The organism is Azonexus sp. (assembly GCF_036170495.1).
GTDB lineage: Bacteria > Pseudomonadota > Gammaproteobacteria > Burkholderiales > Rhodocyclaceae > Azonexus.
Window position 1 is genome coordinate 4,002 of record NZ_JAVHPH010000245.1, and the last position, 11,883, is coordinate 15,884.

The following is an 11,883-nucleotide window of genomic DNA, read 5'->3' on the forward strand; positions in this document are numbered from 1 at the left end:
GGCATCAATTTCAATATCGAAGAAGGTGCTGCCGCCAAGATCAAACAGATCAATCTGGTTGGCGCCAAAGCTTTCTCGGAAAAAGAGTTGCTCAGTCAGTTCGAGTTGACGACGCCAGGCTTGCTGACCTGGTACACCAAGAACGACCAGTATTCCCGGCAAAAATTGTCGGCGGACTTGGAAAAATTGAAGTCCTTCTACATGAATCAGGGGTATCTGGAGTTTGCCGTCGAGTCGACGCAAGTTTCAATTTCTCCGGACAAGCAAGATGTGTTCATTACCGCTAACCTTGTCGAAGGCGAGCGTTTCCAGGTGTCATCGGTGAAAATGGCGGGTGATTTCTCGATTCCCGAAGATGAATTGAAGAAATTGGTTGCCATTAAGCCGGGTGACGTGTTTTCTCGCGAAAAGTTGAACGACACGACCAAGGCTATTAGCGACCGTCTTGGCAAGGAGGGCTATGCCTTCGCCAACGTCAATGCCGCGCCGGAAGTCGACAAGGAAAAGCGCAAGGTTGCCTTCACTATTTTTGTCGATCCTGGCAAGCGGGTTTACGTGCGTCGTGTCAATGTGACCGGCAATACCAAAACTCGCGATGAAGTTATTCGTCGCGAGATGCGCCAGATGGAAGGCGGGTGGTACGATGCAGACAAGGTCACCGCTTCGAAGCAGCGTATTGACCGACTTGGTTTTTTTGGCGATATTGCCATCGAGACACCTGCGGTGCCTGGTACGGCCGATCAGTTGGACGTCAACGTCAATGTGACTGAAAAACCGACCGGTAATTTGATGCTGGGTCTTGGCACATCAAGCACCGACAAGATCATCCTGTCGGGTTCGATCGCACAAAACAATTTCATGGGTAGCGGCAACAACGTGGCGATTCAGGTTAACTCTGCCAAGACTTATCGGACCTATGTGTTTTCCTATACGAATCCGTACTTTACCCAGGATGGCGTGAGTCAGGGTTTTGATGTCTACCAGCGGACCGTTAATACGACCTCTACAGCCATTGCTGCCTACAGTTCGTCGTCTTATGGCGGCGGGCTGCGCTTTGGTTTCCCGATTGGGGAAAAAGAGTCGATTGGACTCGGTCTTGGCGTTGATTCGACGACTATTACGACATATACGAATAGTCCCCAGTATTACGTGAATTACGTCAAGGATTTTGGCGCAACCAATCTTTCCATTCCACTCACCTTGAGTTGGGCGAGTGATGGCAAGGATAGCTTTTTCTTCCCAACACGAGGAACCTTCCAAAAGGCATCTGTCGAGGTTGCTCTGCCGGGTGGTGATCTGACCTACTACCGCGTCACTTACCAATTACAGCATTTCATACCACTCAATTCCAGATTCACTTTGATGCTCAATGGTGAGGTTGGTTACGCTGAGGGGTATGGTGACTCAGGCCTGCCGTTCTTCAAGAATTTTTACGCCGGCGGTATCGGGTCGGTGCGTGGCTACAAGGCATCGAGCCTTGGCCCGGTTCAGACTGATTCGAGCGGTAACCAATACCGCCTTGGGGGTAGCCGCCGTGTGATTGGTAATGCCGAATTGCTGTGGGGTATTCCCGGCATGGAAAAGAGCTTCCGCATGGGCTGGTTCTTTGACGCTGGCCAGGTTTACGGCAATGATGCGGCTCAGTCGTCCAGCGGTCTTCGCTATTCGACCGGGTTGTCTGCTTCGTGGATTTCTCCGATTGGTCCGCTAAAATTCAGTTTTGGTCGGCCGCTTAACAAGCAGGCGGACGATAAGTCCGAATCCTTCCAGTTCCAGATGGGCACCACGTTTTAATTCAGGAGTGTCAAGTTGAAAATCAAGTCCGTAGTTCTCGCATCCTTAATGTCTGCATTGTTCGTAACCGGTGCGGTCGCTTCCGAGTTGAAGGTCGGTTACGTCAATACGCAGCGTATTTTCCGTGATGCGCCAGCCGCCCAGAAGGCTGCAAAAAAGCTGGAAGGTGAATTCGCCAAGCGCGATCAGGATCTTCAGCGCATGGCCAAGCAATTGCAGGGTCTCCAGGAAAATCTGGAAAAGAATTCGGTGACCATGGCGGAAAGTGAACGTCGGACAAAAGAAAAGGAATTCGGCGAGATTTCGCGCGAATTCCAGCGTCGTCAACGTGAGTTCCGCGAAGACCTGAATCTTCGTCAGAACGAAGAAAATGCAGCGGTGATCGAGAAGGCCAACAAGGCGATCAAGCAGATTGCCGAGAGCGAAAAGTATGACCTGATTCTTCAGGATGTCGTTTGGGTCAGCCCCCGTCTTGATATCACGGAACGGGTGATCAAGGCGCTGTCGGAAGGCAAGTAATATGGCTGGTTTGGGTGAGACTTCTTATACTCTTGCCGACATCGCCGCCCTATTGGGCGGCGATGTGCTTGGAGATGCCGAAACGCGCATTTTTCAAGTGGCGACACTGGTCTCCGCTTCGGTTGGCCATATTGCCTTTCTGGCCAATCGCAAATATCGCAGCCAGTTGGCCAGTACCAAGGCTTCGGCAGTTATTCTGGCGCCTGACGCTAAGGACGGCTTTCCTGGGCCGCGTATCGTAACTGCCAATCCGTATGCCTACTACGCGCGGGTGGCTACTCTGCTCAATCCAGGAGCAGTCTTGGCCAGTGGCATCGACGCTACCGCGGTGCTCGAGTCTTCCGTTCCTGCGTCGGTTCATGTAGGGCCGCATGTCGTTATCGGCAAGAACGTCATTATCGGTGAAAATTGCCGCATCCAATCCGGTTGTGCCATAGGCGACGGTGTGACGATCGGCGAGGGGAGTACGCTCTACCCGAATGTCAGTATTTATCACGGTTGCCGAGTCGGCAAGCAGGCCATTTTGCACTCGGGCGTGGTTATTGGCGCCGATGGCTTCGGTTTTGCGCCGGATGGCAAGGAGTGGGTCAAGATTCCGCAGATTGGTGCTGTGGTCATCGGAAACGACGTCGAGATTGGCGCAAATACTACCATCGATCGTGGTGCGCTCGATGACACGGTGATCGGCGATGGCTGCAAGATCGACAACCTGGTCATGATCGGCCATAACTGCAATATCGGCCCTTATTCGGTCATTGCGGGGTGTACCGGCATGGCTGGGAGTACGACATTGGGTGAGCACTGCATTCTGGGCGGGGCCAGCATGATCAGCGGGCACCTCTCTCTGGCGCCGAACACGACGATTTCCGGTGGGTCGACCGTCATGCGCAGTATCGTTGAGCCAGGTGGTGTTTTCACCAGCGTTTTTCCTCTTGATAGTTACGAGCACTGGATGCGTAACGCGTCCCATATTCGGCGGCTATCGAAGCTTGCAGATCGTATTTCCGAGATTGAGAAATTACTTAAATAAAATAATACAAGGGGTTGATTAAATGGATATTCAAGCAATCTTGGAGCACCTGCCGCACCGTTACCCGTTTTTGCTGGTCGACCGTGTTGTGGAGATCGATCCGGGCAAATCTATTCATGCCTATAAGAATGTGACGATCAATGAGCCATTTTTCATGGGCCATTTTCCCCATCATCCGGTGATGCCAGGGGTTCTGATCATGGAAGCACTGGCCCAGGCGGCCGGTATTCTGTCGTTCAAGTCGATGTCCGAAAAGCCATCGGCTGATATGGTTTTTTACTTCGCCGGTATTGACGACGCTCGTTTCAAGAAGCCGGTGGTGCCAGGTGATCAATTGCACCTGCATGCCGAGATTGAACGTCAGATGCGTGGCGTCTGGAAATTCAAGGTTGAGGCCCGCGTTGATGGTGAATTGGCCGCCGAGGCGCGTCTGATGTGCGCCCAACGAAAGCTGTAACATGATTCATCCGACCGCTATTGTTGATCCGGGCGCCAAAATTGGGGGCAATGTCGAGATCGGCCCCTATTCCATTATCGGTCCGGATGTCGAAATCGGCGACAACACGGTGATTGGTCCGCACTGCGTTATTCGTGGCCATACCCGCATTGGCCGCGATAACCGGATTTTCCAGTTCTGCTCGCTCGGTGAAGTGCCGCAGGATAAAAAATACGCTGGCGAGCCGACCCGTCTGGAAATCGGTGATCGCAACGTTATTCGTGAGTTCTGCACTTTCAATCTGGGCACGGTTCAGGATGCCGGGGCGACGAGGATTGGCGATGACAACTGGATCATGGCTTATGTGCACATTGCGCACGACTGCCAGGTCGGCAACAAGGTTACTTTCGCCAACAATGCCTCGTTGGCCGGTCATGTCGTGGTTGGGGACTGGGCGATTCTGGGTGGTTTTACCGGCGTTCACCAGTTCTGCAAGATCGGTGCTCATGTCATGACCGCCGTCAGTACGGTGATCCTGCAGGACGTACCGCCTTACCTGATGGCCGCCGGCAACACAGCAACGCCTTATGGGATCAATGTCGAAGGTCTGAAGCGTCGCGGCTTTACCGCCGAATCGATCACCTCGCTCAAGCGAGCCTACCGTACTCTTTACAAGTCCGGTTTGCTGCTCGAAGAAGCGAAGAGCAAGCTTGCTGAGGATGCCAAGACTCAGCCGGATGTTCAGCTTTTTGTCGATTTCCTCGAGGTTTCTAAGCGCGGCATCATTCGCTGATATGGGGCGCGCCGTACGGATTGCCATGGTGGCAGGGGAGCCTTCCGGGGATCTCCTGGCCAGCCACCTGATTGCCGCCTTGAAAGAGCGTTTGCCGGATGCCGTGTTTTTCGGCATCGGCGGGCCGCGCATGGAAACGCAGGGTTTTGAAGCCTGGTGGCCGATGGAAAAGCTGTCGGTCATGGGTTATGTCGACGCCCTCAAGCATTACCGGGAAATTTCCGCTATTCGTCGCCAGCTGAAAAAGCGCCTGCTCGATATTCAGCCCGACATCTTCATCGGTGTCGATGCACCCGATTTTAATCTTGGCCTGGAAACCAGCCTCAAATCGGCTGGCGTCAAGACCATCCATTACGTCAGTCCGTCGATCTGGGCCTGGCGGGGCGGGCGTATCAAGAAAATCGCCCGCGCTGTCAATCGCGTCCTGGCGCTGTTCCCGATGGAGCCGCCGCTTTACGAAAAAGAGCACATCCCGGTGACCTATGTGGGGCATCCGCTGGCCGACATCATCCCCTTGCAGACCAGTAAGCTGGCGGTGCGTGAAAAGCTGGAGTTGCCGCGCGATTACCCGATTTTCGGCATGCTGCCGGGGAGCCGTCAGGGCGAACTGGCGATGATGGCCGATACCTTTGTGCAGACCGCTAAACTGATCGGCGAGCGTTTGCCCAACGCGCTTTTTGTCGTGCCGCTGGCGACGCGCGAGACACGGCTGCAATTCGAGGCGGCAATCTATCGTCAACAAGCTGGCGCGGTGCCTTTCCGGTTGCTCTTCGGCCACGCCCAGGATGCGCTCGGCGCTGCTGATGTGTCGCTCGTTGCCAGCGGAACGGCAACGCTCGAAGCGGCCCTGATCAAGCGGCCGATGGTTATCACCTACAAAATCGCCAAGCTGTCCTACTGGCTCATGAAGCGCATGGCCTATCTGCCCTACGTCGGGCTGCCCAACGTGCTGGCCGGGCGTTATGTCGTGCCGGAAATCCTGCAGGACGAGGCGACCCCGGAAAATCTGGCCGAGGCGCTGATCAAACTCTACGAAGACAAGGAAAATGCCGCGGCGGTTGAAGCGGCTTTTACCGACATTCATCTGCAGCTGCGGCAGGACACGGCGAAAAAGGCTGCCAATGCGGTCATTGAATGCCTGAACTGATTGTCCCTGAAGGTCTCGTTTGTGGCATCGACGAGGCGGGTCGCGGTCCATTGGCCGGTACGGTGGTTGCGGCGGCCGTTATTCTCGACCCGCGGCGACCGATTCCCGGTCTCAACGACTCGAAAAAACTCAGTGAAAAGAAGCGCGATGCGCTCGCTGTGCTGATCCGCGAACGAGCTGTGGCCTGGGCGGTGGCCTCGGCCTCGGTTGCCGAGATTGACCGCCTGAACATCCTGCACGCCACGATGCTGGCCATGCAGCGGGCCGTGACTGGCCTGACCGTGCGGCCGACGAGTGCCCTGGTCGATGGCAATCGCTGCCCGAAACTCGATATTCCCTGCGAAGCGGTGATCAAGGGCGATGGCAAGATCGCCTCGATTGCTGCCGCCTCGATTCTCGCCAAAACAGTGCGCGATGCCGAGATGCTGACCTTGCACGCGCAATATCCGATGTACGGCTTCGATCGCCACATGGGCTACCCGACCGCGGCGCATTTTAAGGCGCTTGAAGAGCACGGCGCATCGCCGGTGCATCGGCGGAGTTTTGGCCCTGTGGCGAAGCAGATTTCCCGGCTATGAAACTGATTCAGTCGCGCGACAACGCATTTTTCAAGTCGCTCAAGCGGCTGGCTGAATCCGGGCGCGAGCGTCGCAAAACCGGGCAGACGCTGCTTGATGGGGTGCATCTGGTCGAAGCTTACGAGCTCGCCTTCGGGCCGGTGGAGACCCTGATCGTCGCCGAGTCGGCGCCGGCCGGTGGCGAGGTGGCCCGCTTTGTCGCCGGCCGCGAAACGGTTGTTCTGGCCGATAGCCTGATGCGCGACCTCGGTTTGGTCGAGACGCCGAGCGGCTTGCTGGGGCTGATCGATACGCCGGGGGCAAAGGCTACGGTCAACCGGAAAAAAGATGCAATTTTGATCGACGGCGTACAGGATCCGGGCAACGTCGGCACCCTGCTGCGCACGGCGGCGGCGGCCGGCGTTGAGCAGGCGCTGCTGTCGCCGGGTTGCGCTTCGGCCTGGTCGCCCAGAGTGTTGCGTGCCGGGCAAGGGGCCCATTTTGCCCTGGCGATCCACGAAGAGGTCGATCTGGCTGGATTCATGGCCGGCTACGAAGGGACGACGGCGGTTACCTGCCTGGCGGGTGCCACCTCGCTTTATGCGGCCAGACTGGATGGCCCGGTTGCCTGGGTTTTCGGGTCTGAAGGGCAGGGGGTCCGCCCTGAACTGATCGCAGTCGCCGGGCTTCGCGTCAAGATACCGATGCCGGGTGCGGTTGAGTCGCTCAATGTCGCGGCCGCGGCGGCGGTTTGTCTGTTTGAAGTGGTCCGCCGCAGGCTGGGCTGAGTTTTTTTGCGGCGGTCTGCGCTGCTAGCGAAGCTTCAATTCCTGCAAAATTGTCGTCGAGATTTCCTCGATCGACTTGGTCGACGAATCGAGCCAGTGGATACCTTCGCGGCGCATCATTTTTTCGGCTTCGGCGATTTCGTAGCGGCAGTTGGCCAGTGAGGCGTATTTGCTGCCGGCGCGGCGTTCTTCGCGGATTTGAGCGAGGCGTTCGGGCTGGATGGTCAGGCCGAACAGTTTTGAGCGATGTTTCTCGAGCGTGCTCGGCAACTTGTTGCGGTCAAAGTCTTCGGGGATTAGCGGGAAGTTGGCCGCCTTGAGGCCGAACTGCATGGCCAGGTAGAGCGAGGTTGGCGTCTTGCCGCAGCGCGAGACGGCGACGAGGATGACGTCGGCTTCTTCGAGATCGCGGTCGGTAATGCCGTCGTCGTGGGCCAGGGTGTAGTTGATCGACTCAATGCGCTTTTTGTACTCGGAGGTTTCGGCCGAGCCATGCGAGCGACCGACGGTGTGATTCGATTTTCTGCCGAGCTCGGTTTCCAGTGGCGCCAGGAATGAGCTGAAATAGGATAGACAGAAGGCATCGGATTGATGAACCAGTGAGGACAATTCCAGATCGACCAGCGTCGTGAAAACAATCGGGCGCATGCCGTCCGATTCGCCCTGGGCGTTGATGCGGGCAACCGCTTCCTGGGCTTTCTCGACGGATTTCAGAAAGGGAATGCGAATCTGCTTGAATTCGATGTCCTCGAACTGGGTCATCAGGCTGTGGCCAAAGGCTTCAACCGTCAGACCGGTGCCGTCGGAGACGAAAAAGACGGTGCGTTTGATAGGGGTAGGCATCCGGGCATTTTAACCGCTGTTGCGCAGTCCGGATGCGACACCGTTGATCGACAGGTGGATGCCACGCGCCACGCGCTCGTCGGTTTCGCCGGCGCGGTGGCGCTTGAGCAGTTCGACCTGGAGGTGGTTGAGCGGGTCCATGTAGGGCGAGCGCAGTTGCAGCGAACGCTTGAGCAGCGGGTTGTCGGCGAGGAAATCGTCCTGTTCGAGAATGGCCAGCAGGTGCTTTTTGGTCAGTGCCCATTCCGTCTTGATCTGGCTGAAAATGCGTTGGCGCAGTTCAACATCGGCGACCAGTTCGGCGTAGCGCGAGGCGATGGCGAGGTCGGTTTTGGCTAGCACCATGTCCATGTTGGAGAGCAGGCTCTGGAAGAAGGGCCAGGATTTGACCATCCGGCGCAGGGTGACGAGGCCTTGCGGATTTGCCGCCAGATAGCCGTCGACCGCAGTACCGAAGCCATACCAGCCGGGCAACATGAGCCGGCATTGGGCCCAGCTGAAGACCCAGGGAATGGCCCGCAGGTCTTCGATGCGTTCGGAGGCTTTGCGTGAGGCCGGGCGGCTGCCGATATTCAGCGAGGCGATTTCGGAGACCACCGTCGATTGCCGGAAATACGTCGTGAAGCCGGGCGTTTCATAGACCAGGTCGCGGTAGGCGTTGAAGGCGCGCAGCGAGAGCTCGTCCATCACGGCGTGAAACTGCTCGGCCGGTTCAACCTTGTTTTCGTGGTCGGTCAGGCTGGCTTCGAGTGTTGCGGCGAGCAGCACTTCGAGGTTGCGGCGGCCGGTGTCGGCATTGCCGTATTTGGTCGAAATGACTTCGCCTTGCTCGGTCAGGCGGATCTGGCCGGAAACCGCGCCGGCCGGCTGGGCCAGGATGGCGTGATAGGTCGGGCCGCCGCCGCGGCCAACCGAACCACCGCGGCCGTGGAACAGGCGCAGGCGAACACCGTGCTGCTTGAAGACCTGGGTCAGTTCGATCTCGGCTTTGTAGAGTTCCCAGCCGGAAGTCAGGAAGCCGCCGTCCTTGTTGGAGTCGGAGTAGCCGAGCATGACTTCGTGTTCGTCGCCACGGCCGGCAATGAGTTCGCGGTAGGCCGGGATGGCGAAGACGCCGGCCATGGTGGCGGCGCTTTTCTGCAAGTCTTCGATGGTTTCGAAGAGCGGGATGATGTTGACGTTGAGTTGCGGCTTGGTGCCCGGTAGCAGCAGGCCGGATTCCTTGAGGAGCAGGGCGAGTTCGAGCAGGTCGGAGATGCCGTCGGTCTTCGAGATGATGTAGTTGGGCAGGGCGGCGGCACCGTAGCGCTGGCGGAGTTCGCGGGCGGCGAAGAAGATGGCCAGCTCGCTCCGGGTTTCTTCCGAATACGTCAGGTAGGGCGAGTAGAGCGGGCGGGGGGTGCTGATTTCCACGGTCAACAGGGAAATTCGCTCATTTTCCGAAAGTGTTTCGTAGTCCGGGCAACGGCCAGCGCCGGCGAGCAGTTCGGCAACGCAGCGGGCATGGACTTCTGAGTTCTGGCGCAGATCGATCGGCGCCAGATGGAAGCCGAAGACCTGCACGGCGCGCAGCAGACGGCGCAAACGGCCGCCGGCCAGGTTGGCGCTGCCGTTGAGTTTGAGTGAGTTGGCCAGTACCTTGAGGTCGGCGCGCAGGGCGTCAGGCGTTGCATACGGCTCGGCCTGACCGATTTCATGGCGGACCGGCTCGACCTGGTCGAGGCCGCGCGAGGTGGCGGCGAGGCGCGCATAGATGCCGGACAGGGCACGGCGATAGGGTTCATCGGCACGTTGCGGCGAATGGTCGGTGGAGTGCGCGGCGAGCCCCTGCAGTTCCGGCGTAACCTCGACGAGCAGCTCGGAGAGCGGCAGTTCGCCGCCGAGTTCGTGGATTTCGTCGAGGTAATGGTTGAGCGCCGCGGACGATTGCAGGCGCAGCGCTTCGCGCAGGATGTCGGCGGTGACGAAGGGGTTGCCGTCGCGGTCGCCACCGATCCAGCTGCCGACACGGAAGAACGGGGGCAGGGCCCAGATTTTCTCCGGGTAGCGTTTTTGCAGTTGCTGCGTGGCCTGGATGTAGAGGCGCGGCAGTTCGGTGAAGAAGGTTTCCTTGAAATAGGTGATGCCGTTCTTGACCTCGTCGAGCACCTTGAGGCGCACCGGGCGCAGCATGCGCGACTGCCACAGGGTGAGGATCGAATTGGCGATGCCGAGATCGTTCTCGGCCTCTTCTTCCGGCGTCATTTGCAGGCGTTCACGCTGGTCGAGCAGGCGGGCAATGTCGCGGTGATTGCGGATCAGGCTTTGCCGCTGGACTTCGGTCGGGTGGGCGGTGAGCACCGGGGCGACGACGGCGTGGGCGAAGAAGTCGGCGATGGCTTCCGGCGCGACGGCTGCGGTCGACAGGGAATCGAGGGCAAAAATCAGACTGCCTTCGCGCGGCGGCGAGCCGGCCAGGTCGTGGGCACGACGCCGGCGGATGTGATGCTCGTCCTCGGCGATGTTGGCCAGTTGCAGGAAATAGCTGAAGGCGCGGACGACGGCTTGCGTCGTGTCGCGTGGCAGGGGGTCGAGCAGGGCGGCGAGTTCGTTGCGGGCGGCCGGGTCGCCGTCGCGGGCAAAACGCACGGCGGTCTGGCGGACGCGTTCGACTATGTCGAACACCGAATCGCCCTCCTGGGCGCGCACGGTGTCGCCGAGGATGCGGCCGAGCAGGCGAATGTCGTCGCGAAGGGGTTCGTCCTTGCTGGTGTCCAGTGAGGCTTGAGGCATACGCTGTTTCCTGTTTGGTGTTATCGGTATTGTTTTTTTCTCGATATTTTGGCTTCTGCCCCCTCTGCTGGCTAGTGCTTTCTAACCAAAAGTACCGAGGCATCGGCGATCTTGGCCAGTTGTTCGGCCACCGAGCCAAGAATCAGTGTGGCCAGGCCGCGCTGGCCGTGACGGCCGATGACGATGAGGTCGACGCCCAGTTCCTTGGCCTTGTCGGAAATGACTTCGGAAACGCGATGGTTGCTCGCTTCCAGCAGCAAGGCTTCGGCATCGATGCCGGTGGCCGATTCGATGGCCTTGTCGAGCAGCGTGTGGCCGCTTTTGATCAGGCCGGCGACGGCGCCGTCGAGATTGACGGCACTGGTCATGGCGTGGCCATGGAGGTTGAGGACGGTTTCGTCGGCAACGTGGGTGATATAAAGCTTGGCCTTGCTCGTCCTGGCGAGGTGCAGCGCTTCGGCCAGGGCGCCTTGGGAGGTGGTGCTGTCATCAATGGCGACGAGGATCTTTTTGTACATGGGTGTTCTCCTTGAAATTGTTTGATCGGGCGTAACTTAGCAATTCGCCGGGGTTTGCGCTGTTAGGGAAATCCTCAACAGGTTTGCTGCGGTCGACTGCATTTTTCGAGCAAATAGGCGATCGACTGGTAGTTGATGCCGGTTTCGGCGGTCAGGCCGATTTCGCAGGTGCGGTTGGTGGAGACGCCGCAGGCGCAGTTGGCCGGCAGATCCTTGTGAATGTGGCGCAGGGCGTGGCGGTTGAGCTCGGGGACGACGAAGCCGCGGTCGCCGGCAAAGCCGCAGCAGGTCACGCCGGCTGGCTCGATGATCTGCTCGACGCAGGCGACGAGCAGGGTTTTTAGCTTGGCGTCGGAGCCGGTCTTGCGCACGCTGCAGTTGACGTGCAGGGCAACCGGGCCGGGCTGCTTGCTCAGCATCAGGCGCGGCAGCAGGGCGTCGACGGCGAATTCGTGGAAGTCGTAAAGTTTCAGGCGGCCAGCCAGATGCTTCTGCATGCGCACGGTGCAGGTGCTGGCGTCCATGATTACCGGGTACTTGCCGTTCTGCGAGGCCTTCATGAGCGCCGTTTCCAGCGTGCTGGACATGCCGTCTGCTTCCTCGGCCATGCCCTTGCTCGCCAGCATCTGGCCGCAGCACAGGCTGTCGAAACCTTCCGGCAGGATCGGTGCGTAGCCGGCGCGGGT

At 58.6% G+C, this 11,883-nt stretch carries 12 protein-coding genes; 8 read left to right on the plus strand and 4 right to left on the minus strand.

The window, feature by feature from the left end; genetic code table 11:
• From bamA to ADADOO_RS08490, 8 genes are all read left to right on the plus strand, one after another.
• Positions 1-1,794, plus strand: a 1,794-nt coding sequence (bamA, locus tag ADADOO_RS08455; RefSeq protein ID WP_511276681.1) for an outer membrane protein assembly factor BamA, incomplete at its 5' end; no start/stop codon positions are given.
• A 48-nt stretch (positions 1,795-1,842) separates the two neighbouring features.
• Positions 1,843-2,313 (plus strand): OmpH/Skp family outer membrane protein, encoded by a 471-nt coding sequence (locus ADADOO_RS08460; RefSeq protein ID WP_511276698.1) that lies wholly within the window; start codon positions 1,843-1,845, stop codon positions 2,311-2,313.
• A 1-nt stretch (position 2,314) separates the two neighbouring features.
• Positions 2,315-3,343: a UDP-3-O-(3-hydroxymyristoyl)glucosamine N-acyltransferase gene (gene lpxD / locus ADADOO_RS08465; protein WP_511276682.1), complete on the plus strand. Its 1,029-nt coding sequence runs from the start codon at positions 2,315-2,317 to the stop codon at positions 3,341-3,343.
• 22 nt (positions 3,344-3,365) lie between these two features.
• A complete protein-coding gene (fabZ, locus tag ADADOO_RS08470) occupies positions 3,366-3,800 on the plus strand; it encodes a 3-hydroxyacyl-ACP dehydratase FabZ (protein WP_511276684.1) in 435 nt (144 codons plus the stop codon).
• Between the two features lies 1 nt (position 3,801).
• On the plus strand, positions 3,802-4,572 hold the full coding sequence (gene lpxA, locus ADADOO_RS08475) for an acyl-ACP--UDP-N-acetylglucosamine O-acyltransferase (protein ID WP_511276686.1): 771 nt from the start codon (positions 3,802-3,804) through the stop codon (positions 4,570-4,572).
• Position 4,573: 1 nt separating this feature from the next.
• A complete protein-coding gene (gene lpxB, locus ADADOO_RS08480; RefSeq protein WP_511276688.1) occupies positions 4,574-5,719 on the plus strand; it encodes a lipid-A-disaccharide synthase in 1,146 nt (381 codons plus the stop codon).
• Positions 5,707-6,297, plus strand: coding sequence for a ribonuclease HII (gene rnhB / locus ADADOO_RS08485; protein ID WP_511276690.1), 591 nt, complete (start codon positions 5,707-5,709; stop codon positions 6,295-6,297). Before lpxB ends, rnhB begins: the two co-directional genes overlap by 13 nt.
• Positions 6,294-7,064, plus strand: coding sequence for a TrmH family RNA methyltransferase (locus ADADOO_RS08490; protein ID WP_511276691.1), 771 nt, complete (start codon positions 6,294-6,296; stop codon positions 7,062-7,064). The genes rnhB and ADADOO_RS08490 overlap by 4 nt, the downstream gene beginning before the upstream one ends.
• Positions 7,065-7,088: 24 nt before the next feature.
• Here the strand turns inward: ADADOO_RS08490 and ppsR are convergent, their stop codons facing one another.
• The 4 genes from ppsR to ADADOO_RS08510 all read right to left on the minus strand — a co-directional run.
• Entirely contained in the window at positions 7,089-7,907 is an 819-nt protein-coding gene (ppsR, locus tag ADADOO_RS08495) for a posphoenolpyruvate synthetase regulatory kinase/phosphorylase PpsR (RefSeq protein WP_511276693.1), read from the minus strand.
• 9 nt (positions 7,908-7,916) lie between these two features.
• Positions 7,917-10,664 carry a phosphoenolpyruvate carboxylase gene (ppc, locus tag ADADOO_RS08500; protein WP_511276700.1) on the minus strand — a complete coding sequence of 916 codons (2,748 nt, stop codon included), beginning with the start codon at positions 10,662-10,664 and terminating at the stop codon, positions 7,917-7,919.
• Positions 10,665-10,750: 86 nt separating this feature from the next.
• Entirely contained in the window at positions 10,751-11,197 is a 447-nt protein-coding gene (locus tag ADADOO_RS08505; RefSeq protein ID WP_511276694.1) for a universal stress protein, read from the minus strand.
• A gap of 74 nt (positions 11,198-11,271) precedes the next feature.
• On the minus strand, positions 11,272-11,883 hold a 612-nt coding region (locus ADADOO_RS08510), incomplete at its 5' end, for a heterodisulfide reductase-related iron-sulfur binding cluster (RefSeq protein ID WP_511276696.1).

Excerpts from the sequence above, each read along its gene's own strand:
- ADADOO_RS08460 (WP_511276698.1), top strand. The coding sequence starts at position 1,843 with ATGTCTGCATTGTTCGTAACCGGTGCGGTCGCTTCCGAGTTGAAGGTC.
- lpxD (WP_511276682.1), top strand. The coding sequence starts at position 2,315 with ATGGCTGGTTTGGGTGAGACTTCTTATACTCTTGCCGACATCGCCGCC.
- fabZ (WP_511276684.1), top strand. The coding sequence starts at position 3,366 with ATGGATATTCAAGCAATCTTGGAGCACCTGCCGCACCGTTACCCGTTT.
- lpxA (WP_511276686.1), top strand. The coding sequence starts at position 3,802 with ATGATTCATCCGACCGCTATTGTTGATCCGGGCGCCAAAATTGGGGGC.
- lpxB (WP_511276688.1), top strand. The coding sequence starts at position 4,574 with ATGGGGCGCGCCGTACGGATTGCCATGGTGGCAGGGGAGCCTTCCGGG.
- rnhB (WP_511276690.1), top strand. The coding sequence starts at position 5,707 with ATGCCTGAACTGATTGTCCCTGAAGGTCTCGTTTGTGGCATCGACGAG.
- ADADOO_RS08490 (WP_511276691.1), top strand. The coding sequence starts at position 6,294 with ATGAAACTGATTCAGTCGCGCGACAACGCATTTTTCAAGTCGCTCAAG.
- ppsR (WP_511276693.1), bottom strand. The coding sequence starts at position 7,907 with ATGCCTACCCCTATCAAACGCACCGTCTTTTTCGTCTCCGACGGCACC.
- ADADOO_RS08505 (WP_511276694.1), bottom strand. The coding sequence starts at position 11,197 with ATGTACAAAAAGATCCTCGTCGCCATTGATGACAGCACCACCTCCCAA.